Genomic DNA, 19,846 nt, shown 5'->3' with positions numbered 1-19,846 from the left:
CGTATGGGATTATTTGATATTTTCCGGCGGCGAGCGAAAGAAACACCAGCTAGCCAAGCGGAAGAAACACCAGTTGAGTCGACCGCAACAACGTCTACTGCCGCCAGTGAAGCGAGCGAATCGGCAGCTGATAACGCTACGTCAGTTGCTAGTGAAGCATCTGCCGCAGCAGAAACCAGCGGGGTTGCTGAATCAACAGTAGCTGGTTCAGTACCGGTTGCTAACAGCGATTCAGCAGATACTAATGCATCACTGGCAGCGACCGCTACTAGCGATGCAGCGGTTGAAGCGGGTGAAACTGAAACGAGCGAAACGTCTCGTGCAGATTCGGCATCAGTAACAGCTGATGTCTTAGATAGTGTGGCATCGGCAACTAGCGCAGCAGCGACGGTTGATACGCCAACCGAAGCGCCACAGTCAACACCGCCGGTCTCATCAACATCTGCTGAGGTAGAGACGCCTACAACAACCGTCGAAGAGTCTTCGACAACTGACGCCTCGGCACCAGAAGCAAGTGATGAGCAACTTTATGACAAAGGGTTGGAAAAAACCCGGACGACTTTTGGCCAACGACTGAATGCCTTATTGGCTAATTTCCGGCACGTTGACGAGAGTTTCTTTGATGACTTGGAAGAGACGTTAATCGGAGCCGATGTCGGGTTTGATATGGCGGTTAAACTCAGCGATGAGTTGCGTGACGAGGTTAAGTTACAAAACGCGAAAAAGTCACAGGATGTTCAAAACGTAGTGGTTGAAAAGCTGGTGGAGATTTATGAGGCAGCCGGTAATCATGAAACTACGGCTATCAATATGGCAGAAACCGGGCCAACGGTGATCCTATTCGTTGGGGTCAATGGCGTGGGGAAGACGACCACCATCGGCAAAATGGCCAATCGTTATCATCAGGCGGGCAAGAAAGTCTTACTGGCGGCGGCGGATACGTTTAGAGCTGGTGCAACTGAACAACTTGATGTGTGGGCTAAACGCGCGGATGTTGATATTGTGACGGGAAAGCCACAGTCAGATCCCGCAGCGGTTGTTTTTGATGCTGTTCAAAAGGCTAAGCAAGATGATTATGACATTTTGTTTGTTGATACGGCTGGTCGGCTACAAAACAAGGTCAACTTGATGAATGAATTGGAAAAGATGAAGCGGATCATTACGCGAGAAATTCCAAGTGCCCCACATGAGGTCTTGTTGGTGTTAGATGCCACAACGGGTCAAAACGCGTTAACACAAGCTAAGCTGTTTAAGGAGTCCACGGCAGTAACAGGGATTGTCTTGACCAAGCTTGATGGGACGGCTCGGGGGGGAATTGTTCTGGCCATTCGTAACGAGTTACACGTGCCAGTCAAGTTCATTGGTTTAGGTGAGCAGATTTCTGACTTGCGGCCATTTGACCCGAACGAGTTTGTTTATGGGTTATTTAAAGGGTTGATTGATGTGAAGGCTTTAGATAATAAATAAAGCGCAGACGTGCTAATTGCCTAGCTGGCGATTGGTACGTTTTTTTTGTTAAACTGTGAGCGATAGTTGGTCAAATATTTGACAGGAGTTAGCCAATAATCAGTGAAAAAAATTGACGTACCCGCTAAAAATCGGTACTCTAATAGAGTGTGACTAAAGTGGGAGGACCCAGCATGGAAATCGAAAAAAATTATCGAATTAATTCCCTATTTGCGTTCTACCAGCCGCTATTGACCGCTAAGCAGAATAATTATATGCAATTATATTATGGTGATGATTATTCATTAGGCGAAATTGCGGAGGAATTCAACGTGAGCCGCCAGGCAGTCTATGATAACCTCCGGCGCACGGAAAAAATTCTGGAAGACTACGAAGAAAAATTGCACCTCTACCAAGAATTTACTGCTCGTAACCGGCAAGCTGATGAGATTCAGGCTTACGTTGCGACGACTTATCCGCATGATAGTCGGTTGAATCGGCTAGTTGCGGGACTTGAAAATCTAGAAGAACAATGAAAGTTAGGTGGCAAAACGAATGGCGTTTGAAGGACTAACTGAACGATTACAAAACGCAATGCGCAAGTTACGTGGGAAAGGTAAAGTCTCCGAAAGTGACCTGCGAGAAACGATGCGTGAGATTCGGCTGGCATTACTGGAAGCCGATGTTAACTTTACGGTGGTTAAGGACTTCGTCAAGCAAGTTCGGGACCGGGCCATGGGCGCTGATGTGCTCGAAGGGCTGAATCCTGCACAACAAATTGTGAAGATTGTTGATGAGGAATTAACCAAGACGATGGGGGAAGAAGCCGTTCCCCTGAATAAATCCGCTAAGATCCCGACAATCATCATGATGGTCGGGCTACAAGGGGCCGGTAAAACGACTACAGCGGGTAAGCTGGCACGCAAGCTAAAAGAAGACGAAAATGCGCGACCACTGATGATTGCGGCCGACGTTTATCGACCAGCCGCCATTGAGCAATTGGTTCAAGTTGCTGGTAGTATTGACGTACCGGTTTTTGAATTGGGAACGGACGTCAATCCAGTTGAAATTGTACGTCAGGGACTCGCCCAAGCAGCGGATAATCATAATGACTACATCATTATTGATACGGCTGGGCGGTTGCAAATTGATGAACAGTTGATGAACGAATTGGCTGAGATCAAAGATCTTGCGCATCCAGATGAAATTTTGCTGACCGTCGATGCCATGACTGGGCAAAATGCGGTAGCTACGGCTGAAGGCTTTAATGATAAGCTTGATGTGACCGGGGTTGTTTTGACCAAGTTAGACGGTGACACCCGTGGTGGGGCGGCACTTTCAATTCGAGCCGTAACGGGTAAACCCATTAAGTTTATTGGGCAAGGTGAAAAGCTGACCGACTTAGATGTCTTCCATCCAGACCGGATGGCGTCACGGATCTTAGGGATGGGCGATATGCTGTCTCTGATTGAAAAGACGCAAAAGGAATACGATGAGAAGCAAGCCCAAGCCTTAACGGAAAAGATTCAAGAAAATTCATTTGATTTCAATGACTTTTTGGACCAACTGGAGCAGATTCAAAAGATGGGGCCAATGGATGAACTGATGAAGATGATTCCAGGAATGGCTAACAATCCAGCAATGAAGAATGTTCAGGTTGATCCCAAAGACATGAATCATTTGAAGGCGGTCGTGTATTCGATGACGCCTGCTGAACGGACGAATCCTGATTTGCTGAATCCATCACGGCGGCGGCGGATTGCAGCTGGTGCTGGACGACCGATTCATGAGGTTAACCGGATGATTAAACAGTTTAACCAAATGAAGAAAATGATGAACCAGATGTCCAAGGGCAATATGTCCGGGATGGAACAACTCATGGGCAACACGGGCATGGGTGGTGGCGGTATCGGTGGCCGGATGCAAAAGATGGCCTTGAACCGGATGAGCCGGCAAATGAAGAAAAACAAAAAGAAACGATTGAAGCGTAAGAAGCGCAAGTAACGTCTAATGAGTTTTAGTGGACAGGTGAGTTGTTTTTCGCTATACTGTCCCTACAGCAACATAAGGGAGTAACTAGCAGAACGTTTCTGCGGCAATTCCGTCAGCAAGAAGCCAATCCGGGATTGCCTTAAATAGTGAGACTTATGTGTGTTCACAATTATTTGTGTGCATGCATGGGTCTCATTTTCTTTTACAGAAAAGGATCGATGCACACACTGAGGAGGAATGACGATGGCTAAACCACCGTTTTATCAACAAACTGTCGCAACGCTTTTTCAAGATTTACAAACGACCGATGCTGGCCTAAGTACCGCTCAGGCACAAGAACGCTTAGCCCGCGATGGGCATAATGCGTTGAATCAACAACGACGGACAACGCTCGTTCAAAAGTTTATTGCCCAATTCAAGGATTTTATGATTATTGTACTATTGGTCGCCGCTCTGATTGCGGGCTTGACGGGTGAAGTCGTGGACGCCGTGATCATCTTGATTGTGGTCGTGTTAAATGCAATTTTTGGTGTCTTTCAAGAGGCCAAAGCCGAAGAGGCCATTAATGCCCTAAAGGAGATGTCGGCACCAAATGCGACGGTCCGGCGAGATGGTGCCGTTATGACGGTTAAGAGTGATGAATTGGTTGTCGGGGATATTGTGTTGCTAGAAGCCGGCGATATTGTCCCAGCTGATTTGCGGTTAACGGATGTGGCCACCTTGAAGGTGGAAGAGGCCGCGCTAACCGGTGAATCAGTACCGGTGGAAAAGGCGAGTGCCGTTCTCACTGCTGATGACTTGGCGATTGGTGACCGGGCCAATATGGCCTTCATGAACAGCAATGTCACATACGGGCGGGCAACGGGGGTCGTTGTGGCGACCGGTATGCAGACGGAAGTTGGCCGGATTGCCGGGATGATCGAAGCTGCAGACGAAACGACCACACCGTTACAGGAAAATCTGACACAATTAGGGAAGTCACTAACGATTCTGATTTTGGTAATTGCCGCGATTGTTTTCGTGATGGGTATGTGGCGCCAAACAGAAACCTGGATTGACATGTTGCTTACGGCAATTTCCTTGGCAGTAGCCGCTATCCCAGAAGGCCTCCCGGCAATTGTGACGATTACGTTAGCCTTGGGTACCCAGCGGATGGCCAAGCGCCATGCCATTGTTCGTAAGTTACCAGCCGTTGAGACTTTAGGAAGTACCGACATTATTGCGTCTGATAAGACTGGAACATTGACGCAAAATAAAATGACGGTGGAGCGGGTCTATCAATTCGGGCAGTTGCAAGATGCCCATCAGTTAACCTTTAGCACGGACGATCGATTGGCTCAAACGATGATTTTGAGTAATGATACCAAAATGACAGCCGATGGACTAGTCGGTGATCCCACTGAAACAGCACTGGTTCAGTATCAGTTAGATCAAAAGTATCCAGTTGAACAGGTTCTGGCGGATCATCCCCGAGTGGCAGAAATTCCCTTTGATTCGGAACGAAAATTAATGTCAACGATTCATCCGTTGGCTAATGGTCAGTTCCTCATTGCGGTTAAAGGGGCGCCAGATGAATTGCTTAAACGGGTGACACAGGTGGCAACAGAAACGGACGTTGTGCCCTTTACGGCTGAAATTAAAGAGCGCATTTTGACCACCAATCATGAACTGGCAACGCAGGCGTTGCGGGTATTGGCATTTGCGTATCGACTTGTAGATGCTGTCCCAACAACTTTGACCAGTGAAACAGTGGAGCAAGGGTTGACTCTAGCCGGAATGGTCGGGATGATTGATCCTGAACGGCCAGAGGTCGCCCAAGCGGTTGCTGATGCGAAGTCGGCTGGGATTCGGCCGCTGATGATTACGGGAGATCACAAAGACACGGCCGCAGCAATTGCGGCGCGGCTGGGAATTATTGACGCGGGTGATCAACAGGCGGTTATCACCGGAGCTGAGTTAGATGAACTCGACGATGATACCTTTGCCAAACAGGTAAAGAATTATGCCGTTTATGCGCGGGTGGCACCAGAGCATAAAGTCCGCATCGTCAATGCTTGGCAGAAGCAAGGCAAGGTAGTTGCTATGACGGGTGATGGTGTCAATGATGCGCCAGCCTTGAAGGCTGCTGATATTGGGATTGGAATGGGGATTACTGGGACCGAAGTCTCCAAGGGGGCCAGTGACATGGTGTTAGCTGACGATAACTTTTCAACCATCGTGGTTGCGGTTGAAGAAGGGCGGAAGGTTTTTGCTAACATTCAAAAAGCCATTCAGTACTTGTTATCAGCCAACTTGGGGGAAGTCCTAACCCTGTTCATGATGACGATGCTTGGTTGGCAGATTTTGGCCCCAGTGCACATTCTTTGGATTAACTTGGTGACGGATACGTTGCCCGCCATTGCGTTAGGAATTGAACCTATGGAACGTAATATTATGAAACAGCCACCGCGTGGGCGTCAGTCGAATTTCTTCTCTGGTGGCGTCTTTGGTGGCATTATCTACCAGGGACTCTTAGAGGGTGGCATCACGCTGTTTGTTTACTGGTTAGCGCTAACTTATCCGGTTCACGCAGCTACTGATTTGGCGCACGCTGATGCGTTAACCATGGCCTTTGCCACATTGGGGCTAATTCAACTGTTCCACGCCTTTAACTCAAAGTCGATTCATGGATCAATCTTTACGGTCGGCTTGTTCAAAAACCGATTCTTTAATTGGGCAATTCTGATCGCCTTTGCACTGTTAGCGATGACGATCTTGGTACCGGGCCTAAATGACCTGTTCCACGTTGCTCACTTAGATGCTTATCAATGGGGAATTGTCTTGTTGGCTTCCTTCATGATGATTGTCATTGTGGAAATCGTTAAGTTTTTCCAGCGTCGCGTGGTAAAATAGCGTCAAGTTTATCATGAGGCGTGTTGGTATAAAAGATTAACTGAAAGTTGCAGCGCCTTGCTCGATCATTGCCATCTCACAATTTAGTGAGTAGCAGCGACTGAGTTGGGCGTTGTTTTGTTTAAAGTAATGTAAAATTGGAGGGATTAGATGGCGTTAACGTATCAGGCTTGTTTAGAAGCCACCCAGGTGGTATTGGCAAGTGGCGCTGTGCCCACTATTGTTGGTGAAGCAGGAATTGGTAAATCGGCGTTAGTGGCGGAATTAGCTGCGCAGCGTCACGCTAAATTATTCACCACCGTTGTCAGTTTAGTTGAAAAGGGGGATTTAGTTATTCCCGTGCCGCCATTAACGACGGATTCCTTTATTCAAACTGAGGCCTACGGTTCGCTGGCGGATGTGCAGTTTGGCTACTCGCATACGCTAGTTGCCATGATCCGGTATGCTGAAGCGCATCCAGATCAGGAAATTATTTGGTTCTTAGATGAGTTTAATCGGGGCAGTCAAGCGGTCCAAAGCGAATTAATGAACTTGGTATTACAACGTCAAATTAATACGCTGAAGTTACCAGCGCAAGTTCACTTGGTGTTGGCAGAGAATCCAGACGCGACGATGGCGGGGTTTTCCCGTAGTCATTACGGGGTAACCCCGGGGGACGCCGCAATTGCTGATCGGACAACACGACTGGTTTTAGAAGCGGGCATTCGTTCGTGGCTGTCGTGGGCGACAGCCACTGTTGATGGTCATCCCCGGATTAATGAGCTAGTGACGGATTATTTAAGTGAGCATCCCCAAGATTTGCACGTTGTGGGCACTGATGGTCTGAGTGACGATGATTTGCAGCCAACGCCGCGAGCGTGGGAACGGGTCTCCCGAGCAATTACTGAGTTGCAACGTCAGGAATTATTGCAAAATGCCGCGATTACGGCCGCTATTATGCAGGGAAATCTAGGCATGGCCGTTGGGACGACGTTCGCGAGTTATTTGGCGCAGCGTCGCCCGGGTCTGACAGTCACTCAGGCGTTCACGCAAGCAGATGCGGTCACAACGCTAACCGGGTTACCGGCGGCCCAACAACAGCAGGTGCTCCGGCAATGCGCGACGGATTCAGATTGGCCCCTGACAACTGATGCCAATGCCCAGCGATTCAGTGAGTTATTAGCTGTTTGTCCAGCTGATGGTCAGTTTGCGATTGCCCGTGAGTTGGCCGCGCAACCAGATGTTTTTGAACACTTGTCAGCTGCTACGGACCAGCCGGGAGTTGCCACACTGTATCAGTTACTGACGACCATCGGACAACGTGGTAGCCAAATCGAGGTGTAGCCATGGTAAGTTTGACGCAAGATCTTCACCGGGTCAAAACGGCGAGCGACACTGCTCGGGTTAAGCAGACACGCATTTTATATCAGGATGCCGTGATGTGGCTATTACAACATGATGCGTTTTATGGGCGCGTTTTGAGCCAACTGACTTTAACTATCACTGACGATCGGGCCCCGCTACAGTTACGGCCAGTTGCTGATGAATGGCAGTTAGCGGTTAATCCAGCTGCCCTACAAGCGACCACCTGGACAGGGGCTAACTGGTTGGCGATGTTACGGCATACGGTTTTACATCTGCTATGGGATCATCCGCAACGTTATGCCACGGCTTTGCAAACGCCTAAGCAAGCGGCACTGGTTTGCTGGGCGACAGATGCAGCGATTAACGATTATTTAACGGATTTACCCGAAGAAGCCCTGACAAGTCGTCAGATTGCGACGGTATTGAAGCAGCGGGTATCACCTTGGCAGGACTCAGCCGTTTATTGGCGGCTCTTGCAAAAATGGCAGGCCACCCCTGAACAGCAGGCGCGACCATTGTCACAGGCTGGACCGATGACAAATACTGGCCAGTTGCCAGTGGATGGTCATGCCACCTGGCAATTGGCTGACCCAGAGACGGCTGCTAACCGTGAGCAGTGGCGCTCTCAGCTCTTTACGACGGTGGCAGCAGCCATGAGCGATAAACAACGGGGAACGTTACCAGGAGCAATTCAGGCGGCACTCACGCCACTTGTGGCAACGCGGCCGCTAGATTGGCGTGCGTTAATTCAGCGGGGGCTGGGACAGGTTCCAGCGGGACGACAAGCAGCATATGGGCGCTTTAATCGGCGGCAACCCGCACGAATGGAACTGCCCGGGAGCATTGTCCAAACGTGGCAAAAAATTGCGGTTTTTGTTGATGAATCTGGTTCTATGGGGAATAACGAAGTGCGTTATCTATTGGGGCAACTCGCGGCCTTATTGACCGTGTATCCAACCCAAGTTACCGTGTATCCGTTTGATACGCAAGTTCATGAAGATCAACGGTTTCAACTGGAACGACATCCCCAGGATTTAAGACGGACTGGGGGTGGTGGTACCCGATTCCAAGCGGTTTTTGACGCCTTACCCCGGGTCCTAGCTGGTCAGGCCGGTAGCTTAGTTATTATTTTAACGGATGGTTATGGCGAAAATCAGGTGCAACCAACCCTACCGGCGACGATAGTCTGGTTACTAACCAGCCCGATTACCGCGTTTTCGGTTAAAGAAGCGCCGGGAAGCTGCATTAGTTTGGCAAATGATCCGCAATGGCAAGCACTTAGGAGGTCGTCATGAGTTACTTAACCGCAACAGAATTACGGGCGTTGATTCAGCAAACGCCGGCATATCGCAATGCCCAAGCAATTTTGAATGATGAGTGGGCGGCTCAAGCCGCAGAGAATCCACTCTTTCAAGCCCCAATGACGGTGGCAGATTTAAAGTTTGCTCGCGATTTGCAATTAGCAGGGGTTAGTCAAATGGGTCCCGATTTTACGAATTATGCGGCTGTTCAGCAATGGATTGCGATTAATCGGCCCTCATTAACAGCAGATGATATTGCCTGGTTGCAACAAAATTGCGAATAATTTCAAGGTGTAAAGAAAAACCTCTTTACATCATATCAAGAAACTGGTATATTATTACACGTTGAAAGAAATACAGGAGGTGTCTACATGTCAGTAAAGATTCGTCTTAAGCGGATGGGTTCAAAGAAGCGCCCATTTTACCGGGTCGTAGTTGCCGATTCACGAAGCCCTCGTGACGGCCGCTTCATCGAACAAGTTGGGACTTACAACCCAGTTACGGAACCAGCCCAAGTGACGTTGAAGGAAGAAAGTATCTTGAACTGGTTGAACAATGGTGCTCAGCCTTCAGATACGGTTAAGACCTTGCTTTCAAACGCCGGGATCATGAAGCAATACCATGAAGCTAAGTACACTAAAAAGTAGTGATTAGCCATGACCGATTTTAAGGGATTAATTCTCGCAATTGTTAGCCCACTTGTTGAACATCCGGAAGATCTGGTGATTACACCAGTTGAGACGGAACGGTTCTACGAATATCGGTTGGCCGTAAACCCTGATGATATCGGACGGGTGATCGGTAAACAGGGCCGCGTCGCACAGGCGATTCGTACGATCGTCTATAGCGTGCGGGTCCAAGGCAATAAACGGGTACGACTCATCATTGATGATCGCCCAGCAAAGACTCTCGAGTGAGGCGGTAACGTTTCCTCGAGTTTTTTTGTCTAAAAAAATTGACGTAGATAATGACTAATCAAAAAAATTAAGTGAAATGAGGAGGCCGTTAGGATGGCTTATTATACGGTAGGAACCATCGTGAATACACACGGTATTAAGGGCGAGGTTCGAGTAATCGCCACCACTGACTTTCCAGAAAGCCGGTTTGCGGTGGGGTCCACGTTGTACGCATTTCAAAAGGATCAAGCGACGCCGGTTACCTTAACGGTAGCATCGGTTCGCCAACATAAAAATTTTTATTTGTTGAGTTTTGAAGGTAAACCATCCATTAATGACGTTGAAATCTTCAAGCAAAGTACGTTGAAGGTAACTGATAACGAATTAGAGAGCAATGACTTGCGACCAGGCGAGTATTACTACCACCAGATTGTTGGGTTGGATGCCGTGACGGTTGATGGTGAAAATTTGGGTAAAATCAAAGAGATTTTGTCCCCAGGAGCCAATGATGTCTGGGTAGTGGCTCGGCCTGGCAAGAGTGATCTGCTATTGCCGAAGATTGATCAGGTTATCAAGCGCGTTGACCTCGATCAAGGTGAGGTAATCGTTGAATTAATGGAGGGATTAGATTAATGCGGATTGATGTTTTAAGTCTATTTCCGGATATGTTTTCTGGTCCCATGCACGATTCAATTGTGGGTAAGGCGATTGAAAACGGTCATTTGACTATGCCGGTAACGAATTTCCGAGATTATTCAACCAATAAACATGGCAATGTTGATGATTATCCTTTCGGGGGCGGCGCTGGTATGCTGCTTCAGCCACAGCCAATCTTTGATGCGCTCAAAGCGACCGAAGAACAAGCTGCGGCAGAGGGGCTCCCCAAGGGACGAGTCATTTTGCTTGATCCCGCTGGCGTGACGTTTAATCAACACGTTGCTGAGGAGTTTGCCCATGAAGACCATTTAACCTTCTTATGTGGCCACTATGAGGGCTATGACGAACGGATTCGCACCTTAGTGACTGATGAAGTCTCGTTGGGAGATTTTGTTCTCACCGGTGGCGAATTAGCGTCGATGGTGATGATTGATGCTACGGTGCGCTTATTACCCGGTGTACTGGGGAATGCTGAATCGGCACCTGGTGATTCATTTTCCTCTGGCTTGTTAGAGTACCCCCAATATACGCGACCAGCGGACTTTCGGGGGATGACTGTGCCAGATGTTCTTATCAGCGGCAATCACGGTAAGATTGAGGAATGGCGGCAAAAAGAGGCCTTGCGCCGGACGTATCAACGACGGCCTGACTTGATTGACCATGACCAACTGACAGCGGAACAGAAGCGGTTATTGGCGGATGTTCGAATTGAAGAGGAAGAACGCGCGTCAAGAAACTAACCTTTACAGGTATTTGCGAATATGGTACACTTGTTTTTGGCTATTTAGCCACAGCAACAACATTCCGCTGTCGAACCTGAGGATGAATGTTGGCGAAAGGATAGGAATATATTATGCGCCAAAACAATTTAATTGCTAAGATCAACCAAGAACAATTACGGGACGATGTTCCAGAATTCCGTGCCGGGGATACTGTTCGGGTTCACGCCCGGATCGTTGAAGGTTCCCGCGAACGGATTCAGTTGTTCGAAGGTGTCGTAATCAAGCGTAAGGGTGCTGGCATCCAAGCAACTTACACGGTACGTAAGATCAGTAACGGTGTCGGTGTGGAACGGATTTTCCCATTACACTCCCCACGTGTTGCTAAGATTGACGTTATTCGTCAAGGTCGTGTACGTCGTGCTAAGCTGTACTACCTCCGTGAACTTAACGGTAAGGCAGCGCGGATTCCAGAACGCCGTCGCAACTAGTTTCACTACTAGAAGTATCCGCAAGTCCAAAGCAATTTTGCTTTGGTTTTGCGGATACTTTTTTTGTAAGTGTGAATTAGACAATCGGTCGGTTGGGTTGCACGAAAAGGGCTAAATAGGTGTTGAATGGCGATGATTGAGTCAGTATCATAGAGACATGTGGAAACAATCGGAACTAAGGTGAGAGAAGGAGAAGCGAGATGCGTCATTTTTTTAATTTTAGTCAAACCATTATTAATTTATTTTGGCGATGTTTCTTCCTTTTGACCCTATATTTTGCGGTAACGTCACCCAATATTATTCTAGGAGATAATGCAACTTTCGGAACAAGTACGACGATGTTGACGACAGGTTTGGTCATCGGAATCGTCGCTGTATTGGTGATGAATTATGCGTATCCAACCATTCATGCGTGGTTGTATCGGGTATTGGTAACAGAGCAGTTGCGGACGGGAACGATTTTACTTGTCATCGTGTTAGTCGGTCAGATTTTTTTCATCACCTTCGTTCATCCCAACAGTGGGTTTGATTCCGGTATGTTACTGCATACGGCAACCGATCCAAGTAGTGTGCACGATCCGGACAGTACGGCTTACTTTAGCCTAAACGTTAATAACTTACCTATCATGCTGTTTATGCACTGGTTATCCACGACTTTTCACCAGACCACTTGGGAGTTTTTTGACTTTGTGACACTGATTTTTGTTGATTTATCGGCTATTTTTAATTTGATTAGTGTGCGACTGGTTAAAAGACAAGCGTTGGGGATCGCGATGTACATTCAAGCCGCTTGGTTAGCGGTTTTTCCCAGCATTATTATGCCATATACGGATGCATGGGCGTTACCACTGGTTTCGGGCTACTTTTTGTGTTACTTTGCTATGCGACATCAGACACTACATCCGTTAGTTCGGGCGACCGCGGCCAATGGTTTTGGGCTTTGTGTTGCCATAACTTACTTTACAAAACCCTCAGCGATCATTCCCGTTATTGCAATCGTCATGATTGAAAGTTTGGTGGCTTTGGTGCAGCATAAGCACTTACGACCAGAAAATTTATTTTTGGCATTTGCATTTATCCTATTTGCTGGTGAAAGTGCTTTTTACACTTACCGCTATGTGAACACGCAGGTTGATCATCAGACCTATATTCAGGTGGATAAAACCCGCGCGATTCCGGCTATTCACTTCATGGCCATGGGTGTTTATGGTCAGGGAGGTTATAGTTGGCAACAGGCCCAAGCAATGACCTTTATTCCACGTAAGCAGGACAAAGCGGCCTATTCGATCAAATTACTCAAGCAACGACTCAAACAGTTGGGACCGGTTGGTTATTTGAAGTTTCTAGTGATGAAGCAACGGAATAATACGGCAGATGGTACGTTTGGTTGGCTAAAAGAGGGGCACTTCTTTTTGGAAAATCAAAAGCCTAATAATCGGGGCATCACGAATAAGCTAAAGAATTTTATTTACCTATACGGCCGACACATTGCCGATTTCCGCTTTGCGGCACAATTGTGGTGGATTAGCCTGTTGGTTATAATTGCGATTGGGTTTGGACCTCAGGATAACCTGATTCAAATTTTACGGCTATCGTTGATTGGTGGGTTCATGTTTTTGCTGTTGTTTGAAGGCGGCCGAAGTCGGTATTTGATCCAATATTTACCATGCTTGTTATTACTAGCCACTCTCTCGTTTGAACGGGCAGTGGCCAATGTCCGCCAATTGTATGCCGGGTATCACCGGCGAGTGGTAGCTGCGATAGCAGCGGATAACTTGGAACAAGAAAAATGATAAACTGTGTCTGGCGCGTTTGGCGCAGACACAGTTTTTTTGTCGGCATTACGATTAAAGTGAGGGGAATTGAACCGGCGTAAGAAAATCTTAATATTTACCGTAAATTTCGGTTTAAATCACGGTATTTGGTTATTTTCCGTAACGCCTAAGATTTATTTTTTGCGTAATGGTTTGATATTCAAATTAATATGCGATATGATGACTTTGCTCAAAAAATTTGGTTAGTTTTGAATTAATAGTTTGATATTACGACTAATATTATGAATCGATATACCTTGGTATAGCGGGGTACGTAGTCATTAGCTTTTTTTAGACTAATAGTTTGAACATCAAATTAAATGGGTGGAACTTTCGCTAAAGAAAGAAGGATGGTTATGAGTGTTTTGACGGCTGCCGAAATTATGACGTTGATTCCCAATCGTTACCCTATTTTATTCATGGATCGGGTGGACGAATTGAATCCGGGAGAATCCATTACGTGTACGAAAAATGTCACGATCAACGAAGAATTTTTTCAAGGCCATTTTCCCGGTAATCCGGTTATGCCAGGCGTCTTGATCATTGAGTCGCTGGCCCAAGCCGCATCTATTTTGATTTTAAAGTCGGAACAATTTCAAGGAAAGACAGCTTATCTGGGCGCCATTAAACAGGCTAAGTTCAGAAAAGTTGTCCGTCCAGGGGATGTTTTGTCATTATATGTTGAAATGGTCAAGCAACGGAGTAATATGGGAACGGTTAAGTGTACCGCAAGCGTCGGCGAGAAGGTCGCGTGTTCGGCTGACTTAACCTTTATCGTAGCAGCTGCTGACGATAAAATTTAATTCAGAAGAAGAGGAAATAGTCCAATGCAAGCTAAACCAGAAAACAAACGAGCAGATTACCGCTTTATTAACGACGCCCTAGTCGATATTTATGATAATATCATGCGTATTGAAGAGGGGTCGATTAAGCAAAGTCGGTTTAAAGATATTACTGCTAAGGAGTTACATTTGGTTCACGCGATTGGACTACATTCTCACAAAACAACTTCAGAAGTTGCGAAGACACTGAATCTGAGTAAAGGAACATTGACAGCTAACTTGAATGTTTTGGAACGCAAGGGTTATATTGTCCGAACGACAAATCAACAGGACCGACGCATCATTAATCTGGGACTGACAAGTAAAGGACGTTTGCTATATCGTGCCCATGATGCCTTTCATCGTCAACTAGTCGAAGGCTTTTTAAAGGGTTTTGACCAAGATGAGGTGCAATTGATTAAGCAAGCGATGGTTAACCTACAAACATTTATTGATGAGGTTTCATTGAAATGAAATTTGAGAATTTTAACATTTTGGCAACGGCTGGTTATACACCTGAACGGGTTGTGCCGAATTCAGAGTTAACAACGATGATGACAACTTCTGATGAGTGGATTGTTCAACGAACCGGTATCCATCAACGGCATGTCGTTACGGCGGAACGGACCAGTGATCTCTGCACACGCGTCGCCCAGCAACTTTTGCAGCGAAGTGGTTTACAGGCTACGGACATTGATTATATTGTGGTGGCAACCATGTCACCTGATTATCAAACGCCGGCGGTTAGCGCTCAAGTGCAAGGCAATATTGGGGCGACTAAGGCGGTTGCCCTAGATGTCAATGCGGCGTGCTCCGGCTTTGTTTACGGCTTACAAGTCGTTCACCGGTTGTTAATGGGCGATTCACCTAAGACGGCGTTATTGATCGGTGGTGAAACATTGAGCCGATTAGTCGATTGGCAAGATCGTTCAACCGCTGTTTTGTTTGGGGACGGTGCCGGTGGTGTCGTGTTGACCAGTGCGTTAGCCCAAGATGGGGCATTTATTGCCGCTGACTATCGAACCATGGGTGAACAAGGCCGTTATTTGACCGCTGGTGCTAATGGCATTGATTCGCCATTTGCCAGTGATCCGCAACCGGTGCTCCCGTTCTTTAAAATGAATGGTCGTCGGGTTTATAATTTTGCGATCAAACAGGTTCCAGCATCGCTGCGACGAGCGCTGGACCAAGGCCATTTAGCAGTTACTGATGTTGATTATTTTATCTTACATCAAGCCAACCAACGAATCATTGAGCGGATTGCTGAGGACTTAACGGGATCAATGGCGCAATTCCCCGTTAATATCGGCCAGTATGGGAATACAGCAGCGGCCAGCGAACCGTTGCTATTGAACCAACTCGTCACCTCACACGTGATTAAACGTGGCGATGTACTGGCGCTTTCTGGATTCGGTGGTGGCTTGACGATTGGGACAATGATTTTACGCTATTAATTTAAAATTTGGAGGCAATACAATGACAACACAAGCAGAAGTTTTTAATCAATTAAAGGAAATTTTGGTCGATCAACTGGATGTGGACGTAGATAAGATTACGCTGGCAACCAATTTTAAGAATGATTTGGAATTAGATAGTTTGGATGTGTTTGAAGTCATTGACCATATCGAAGATACTTATGATATCGAAATTGATGCGGATACGGATAGTGGCTTAGAAACGGTTGGCGGACTGGTTGACTATATTTTGAAAGCAACAGCAAAGTAGGGTGAGACTGTGCAATTAGGGTATCTATTTAGTGGTCAGGGTGGTCAATTCCCCGATATGGGCCAAGACTTATATCGCCAGGAGCCGCGTTATCGTCAGGCCATTTCAGCGGCCAGTTCGGCGTTATCAGTTGACTTAGCAGATCCGCAAATCAGTAATGATCCCCGTTACTTGCAAGCTAGTATTGTTGCCATGAGTACCGGAATTTTTAACATTTTGACTGCCGAGTTGCCACTGCCACTAGCAGTCAGTGGACTGAGTTTAGGTGAATACAGCGGCTTAATTGCGAGCCAGATGCTCTCTCTTGAAGCGGGCATTAGACTGGTTGATGATCGGTCACGTTATATGACGTTAGCGGGTACTCAACAACCAGGAAAGCTAGTGGCCTTGCCCAAGATGACGGATATGGCTTTACTAGACCAGGCGTTAAAAGTAGGTCAACAACAGGGCATTGTCACGGTGGCAAACTATAATACGCGTAAGCAGGTTGTTATTGGGGGAACCATTGCCGGTGTTGATGCGGCTAGCGCTTTTTTGAAGGATAACGGGACCAAACGTATAATCCCGTTAGATGTTAATGCTGCGTCACACACGCCATTAATGGCACCAGCCAGTGAGCTGTTGAAGAAGCGATTAGCGTCAGTTGTCAGCCATTCGGCAGCCTTTCCGGTGATTAGCAATACAACTAAGATGCCCTTCACCCCTGAAACATTGCCACAGACACTCTGCCAGCAACTCGTTCAGCCGACGTATTTTCGCGACTGTTTACAGCAGCTAGCGGCGTTGGGGGTGACGACAACGATTGAATTGGGACCGGGGCATGCCTTGACCGGATTTGCGAAGAAGACATTGCCGGATGTTACGGCTTGGCATATTGACAGTCTAGAGACACTAAATGAAGTTCGACAAAAGGTGGGAAAGTAATGACAGAACAACGTGTGGCAATTGTCACGGGTGCCGGAACGGGGATTGGCTTCGCTATTGCTGAGCAATTCCTAAAGGTTGGTATCCGCGTCATTTTGAATAGCCATCATGAATTGGCGCCTGCTGAGCAGACCATCATTGACCAATACTCGACGGCAATTGTTGTGACGGGCGATGTGACTCAGGAAACGACAGCTGATGAATTGGTCACGCAAGCCATGAATCACTTTGGCCGGTTAGACATTCTGATTAATAACGCGGGAATTACTCGCGATAAGTTATTAACGAGAATGGCAGCTGCTGACTTCACAGCGGTGATGACAACCAATGTTTTTGGGGCATTTAATTTAACCAAGGCGGCCATGAAAGTGATGCAAAAAGCGCGACAAGGTGCCATCGTTAATCTATCCAGTATCTCTGGCTTACACGGTAATATTGGTCAGGCGAATTATGCAGCCAGTAAAGCGGCAATCGTTGGTTTGACGAAGGCCAGTGCCAAGGAAGGCGCGTTGCGGCAAATTCGCGTTAATGCGATTGCGCCCGGGATGATTGCAACGGCAATGACCGGTGCAATGAGCGAGAAAAGACAAGCAGCAGCTCGCGAGGTCATTCCATTAAAACGGTTTGGAACAGTCGCTGAAATTGCGACGACAGCACTCTTTTTAGTGAACAATGCTTATATTACCGGTCAAGTGATCACGGTTGATGGCGGATTAACCATTTAGAGGAGGAAAATCTTAAATGAATAATCGAGTTGTGGTAACCGGTATGGGGGCTGTTACGCCTATCGGAAATGATGTAAAAAGTTATTTGGATAACCTATTTACCGGCGCTGTTGGTATTGGGCCGATTACGAAATTTTCAGCCGATACCGGTATCTATGTGGCGGGTGAAGTCAAAGATTTCGATGCGCAACAGCGACTGACTAAAAAAGCGGCTAAGCGAAATGATCTCTTTACTAATTACGCCTTATATTCGGCTCATGAAGCAATGACGATGGCGGGGTTAGATGAGACAACCGTTAAACCAGAAGATTTGGGAGTCATTTATGGTTCTGGGATCGGTGGCTTGACCACGATTGAAGAACAGGTTATTAAGATGCATGATAAAGGGCCTAAACGAGTATCACCATTATTTGTGCCTAATTCCATTGTTAATATGGCCGCCGGAGATATAGCCATTGAATTCAATGCACAGAACACGAGTCAAGGGATTGTGACAGCCTGTTCATCCGGAACGAATGCAATCGGAAATGCTTTCGAGTATTTAAAGCAGGGCAAAGCCCAGGTCATGATTACCGGTGGTTCTGAAGCGAGTGTTAACGAGATCGGGATTGCTGGATTTGCGGCCTTAACCGCGTTAAGTACAGCTAGCGACGCTCAGATGGCGTCAATGCCATTTGACCGGGATCGACATGGCTTTGTTTTAGGTGAAGGTGGTGCCACTCTTGTGCTAGAGACGCTGACGCATGCACAAGAACGCGGCGCCAATATTTTGGCAGAAATTGTGGGGTATGGGACCACTAGTGACGCGTATCATATGACAGCACCTGATCCAACTGGAAGAGGGGCGCAACGAGCGATGCAGCAAGCCATAGACGAAGCCGAACTAGATCCTAGCCAGGTGGATTATGTGAACGCACACGGGACCAGTACAATGGCCAACGATAGTGCAGAGGCCCAGGCCATTGCCAACGTGTTTGCCCATAACACGCACATTAAGGTTAGCAGCACCAAAGGGATGACAGGACATTTGTTAGGGGCGGCTGGTGCCATTGAAGCCGTCGCAACGATTGGCGCTTTGCAACGACAACAGTTACCCGTCAACGTTGGTGTTCGTCATCAAGATGACGCTTGCCCAGTGACCCTAGTAACGTCCCAGAATCGTGAGATGCCCGTTCACTATGCGATTAGTAATTCATTTGGCTTTGGTGGGCACAATGCTGTACTGGCCATTAAAGGGGTGTAACGTGAATGAAAAACGAAGATATTGAGCACCTATTAGAAAAATTTGATCACTCGTCGTTAAAGGACTTCCACTTGGTTCAAGATGATTTTCAGTTGTCGTTGAGTAAGCGAGAAGACACCAACGTTCCAACACCGGCAACGATTGACCAACCTACGCCTGAGCCAGCGGGTGAAACAGCGAAGGAATCTGTAGAACCGACCATCACGGCGCCATTAGTTGGCGTCGTGTATTTAGCACCGGCACCGGAAAAACCCGTGTTCAAACAAATTGGGGATCACGTGGAAAAAGGGGACGTCGTGTGTGTGGTTGAAGCAATGAAAATGATTAATGAAGTGAAGAGTGACCTGACCGGCACCTTAACGAAAGTATTGGTGACTGATGGGAGCATGGTGGAATACGATGAACCATTATTACAAATTAAACCAGATTAAGAGGCGTTAAACGTATGGATGTGCAAGAGATTATTCCGCAACGATATCCGTTTCAGTTGATCGATCGATTACTTGAGGTTGAGCCAGGCAAGCAGGCGATTGCTCAGAAACTAATTACGATTCATGAGTGGTACTTCGCGGGTCAGGCAACCGCCAATCCAGTCGTTCCCCGACCAATCTTGATTGAGTCACTTGCACAAACGGGCGTGGCGGCAATTCTGTCGCTACCAGCCTATCAGGATCGTAATGTCTTCTTTGGCGGAATTCGCTCAGCTGAATTTATGTCAGATTTTTACCCGGGAGATGATCTAACGCTCCATGTCGCGTTGACAAAAATGAAGCGCAATATGGGAGTGGGAACGGGCCAAATTGTACGTAACCATGAGACGATTTGCCAAGCAGAATTAATCTTTGCGATTTCATGA

General features: G+C 47.2%; 22 protein-coding genes. All 22 read left to right on the top strand.

Features of this window, described 5'->3' with window-relative positions:
• Positions 1–3: 3 nt before the first annotated feature.
• Positions 4–1,467 (top strand): signal recognition particle-docking protein FtsY, encoded by a 1,464-nt coding sequence (gene ftsY, locus FC61_RS02810; RefSeq protein ID WP_021741238.1) that lies wholly within the window; start codon positions 4–6, stop codon positions 1,465–1,467.
• 173 nt (positions 1,468–1,640) lie between these two features.
• Positions 1,641–1,982: a putative DNA-binding protein gene (locus FC61_RS02805; protein ID WP_011667673.1), complete on the top strand. Its 342-nt coding sequence runs from the start codon at positions 1,641–1,643 to the stop codon at positions 1,980–1,982.
• Between the two features lie 19 nt (positions 1,983–2,001).
• Positions 2,002–3,450 (top strand): signal recognition particle protein, encoded by a 1,449-nt coding sequence (ffh, locus tag FC61_RS02800; RefSeq protein ID WP_021741239.1) that lies wholly within the window; start codon positions 2,002–2,004, stop codon positions 3,448–3,450.
• Positions 3,451–3,681: 231 nt separating this feature from the next.
• Positions 3,682–6,330 carry a cation-translocating P-type ATPase gene (locus FC61_RS02795; protein WP_011667672.1) on the top strand — a complete coding sequence of 883 codons (2,649 nt, stop codon included), beginning with the start codon at positions 3,682–3,684 and terminating at the stop codon, positions 6,328–6,330.
• Positions 6,331–6,480: 150 nt separating this feature from the next.
• Positions 6,481–7,653 (top strand): ATP-binding protein, encoded by a 1,173-nt coding sequence (locus FC61_RS02790; RefSeq protein WP_021741242.1) that lies wholly within the window; start codon positions 6,481–6,483, stop codon positions 7,651–7,653.
• Between the two features lie 2 nt (positions 7,654–7,655).
• Positions 7,656–8,969 carry a vWA domain-containing protein gene (locus tag FC61_RS02785; RefSeq protein WP_039104741.1) on the top strand — a complete coding sequence of 438 codons (1,314 nt, stop codon included), beginning with the start codon at positions 7,656–7,658 and terminating at the stop codon, positions 8,967–8,969.
• Entirely contained in the window at positions 8,966–9,259 is a 294-nt protein-coding gene (locus FC61_RS02780; RefSeq protein ID WP_021742573.1) for a hypothetical protein, read from the top strand. The genes FC61_RS02785 and FC61_RS02780 overlap by 4 nt, the downstream gene beginning before the upstream one ends.
• An 87-nt stretch (positions 9,260–9,346) precedes the next feature.
• Complete coding sequence (gene rpsP / locus FC61_RS02775) at positions 9,347–9,622, top strand: 30S ribosomal protein S16 (protein ID WP_011667668.1); 276 nt, start codon at positions 9,347–9,349, stop codon at positions 9,620–9,622.
• A gap of 9 nt (positions 9,623–9,631) precedes the next feature.
• Positions 9,632–9,892: a KH domain-containing protein gene (locus FC61_RS02770; RefSeq protein WP_011667667.1), complete on the top strand. Its 261-nt coding sequence runs from the start codon at positions 9,632–9,634 to the stop codon at positions 9,890–9,892.
• A gap of 93 nt (positions 9,893–9,985) precedes the next feature.
• Positions 9,986–10,504, top strand: a complete 519-nt coding sequence (gene rimM / locus FC61_RS02765; RefSeq protein ID WP_021742574.1) for a ribosome maturation factor RimM — start codon at positions 9,986–9,988, stop codon at positions 10,502–10,504.
• Positions 10,504–11,268: a tRNA (guanosine(37)-N1)-methyltransferase TrmD gene (gene trmD, locus FC61_RS02760; RefSeq protein WP_021742575.1), complete on the top strand. Its 765-nt coding sequence runs from the start codon at positions 10,504–10,506 to the stop codon at positions 11,266–11,268. Before rimM ends, trmD begins: the two co-directional genes overlap by 1 nt.
• Before the next feature lie 113 nt (positions 11,269–11,381).
• Entirely contained in the window at positions 11,382–11,738 is a 357-nt protein-coding gene (gene rplS / locus FC61_RS02755) for a 50S ribosomal protein L19 (RefSeq protein WP_011667664.1), read from the top strand.
• 200 nt (positions 11,739–11,938) lie between these two features.
• Positions 11,939–13,531, top strand: coding sequence for a TIGR03766 family XrtG-associated glycosyltransferase (locus FC61_RS02750; protein WP_021742576.1), 1,593 nt, complete (start codon positions 11,939–11,941; stop codon positions 13,529–13,531).
• A gap of 377 nt (positions 13,532–13,908) precedes the next feature.
• The gene (fabZ, locus tag FC61_RS02745) at positions 13,909–14,355 is read left to right on the top strand and encodes a 3-hydroxyacyl-ACP dehydratase FabZ (RefSeq protein ID WP_024525322.1); all 447 of its coding nucleotides are present in this window, start codon (positions 13,909–13,911) and stop codon (positions 14,353–14,355) included.
• Between the two features lie 24 nt (positions 14,356–14,379).
• The gene (locus FC61_RS02740; protein WP_015473661.1) at positions 14,380–14,847 is read left to right on the top strand and encodes a MarR family winged helix-turn-helix transcriptional regulator; all 468 of its coding nucleotides are present in this window, start codon (positions 14,380–14,382) and stop codon (positions 14,845–14,847) included.
• Positions 14,844–15,827 carry a beta-ketoacyl-ACP synthase III gene (locus FC61_RS02735; protein ID WP_021742578.1) on the top strand — a complete coding sequence of 328 codons (984 nt, stop codon included), beginning with the start codon at positions 14,844–14,846 and terminating at the stop codon, positions 15,825–15,827. The genes FC61_RS02740 and FC61_RS02735 overlap by 4 nt, the downstream gene beginning before the upstream one ends.
• Before the next feature lie 22 nt (positions 15,828–15,849).
• Complete coding sequence (locus FC61_RS02730; protein ID WP_011667659.1) at positions 15,850–16,098, top strand: acyl carrier protein; 249 nt, start codon at positions 15,850–15,852, stop codon at positions 16,096–16,098.
• Between the two features lie 9 nt (positions 16,099–16,107).
• Positions 16,108–17,022 (top strand): ACP S-malonyltransferase, encoded by a 915-nt coding sequence (locus FC61_RS02725; RefSeq protein ID WP_021742579.1) that lies wholly within the window; start codon positions 16,108–16,110, stop codon positions 17,020–17,022.
• Positions 17,022–17,747 (top strand): 3-oxoacyl-ACP reductase family protein, encoded by a 726-nt coding sequence (locus FC61_RS02720; protein ID WP_011667657.1) that lies wholly within the window; start codon positions 17,022–17,024, stop codon positions 17,745–17,747. Before FC61_RS02725 ends, FC61_RS02720 begins: the two co-directional genes overlap by 1 nt.
• Positions 17,748–17,763: 16 nt before the next feature.
• Complete coding sequence (fabF, locus tag FC61_RS02715) at positions 17,764–18,990, top strand: beta-ketoacyl-ACP synthase II (RefSeq protein WP_021742580.1); 1,227 nt, start codon at positions 17,764–17,766, stop codon at positions 18,988–18,990.
• 5 nt (positions 18,991–18,995) lie between these two features.
• Complete coding sequence (locus FC61_RS02710; RefSeq protein WP_021742581.1) at positions 18,996–19,421, top strand: acetyl-CoA carboxylase biotin carboxyl carrier protein; 426 nt, start codon at positions 18,996–18,998, stop codon at positions 19,419–19,421.
• A 14-nt stretch (positions 19,422–19,435) separates the two neighbouring features.
• Positions 19,436–19,846 carry a 3-hydroxyacyl-ACP dehydratase FabZ family protein gene (locus FC61_RS02705; protein WP_021742582.1) on the top strand — a complete coding sequence of 137 codons (411 nt, stop codon included), beginning with the start codon at positions 19,436–19,438 and terminating at the stop codon, positions 19,844–19,846.

This window comes from Levilactobacillus brevis ATCC 14869 = DSM 20054 (assembly GCF_001433855.1).
In the GTDB taxonomy this organism is placed as follows: domain Bacteria; phylum Bacillota; class Bacilli; order Lactobacillales; family Lactobacillaceae; genus Levilactobacillus; species Levilactobacillus brevis.
The sequence above is the reverse complement of the archived record's forward strand: the minus strand, read 5'-3'. Positions and strand labels throughout refer to the sequence as shown.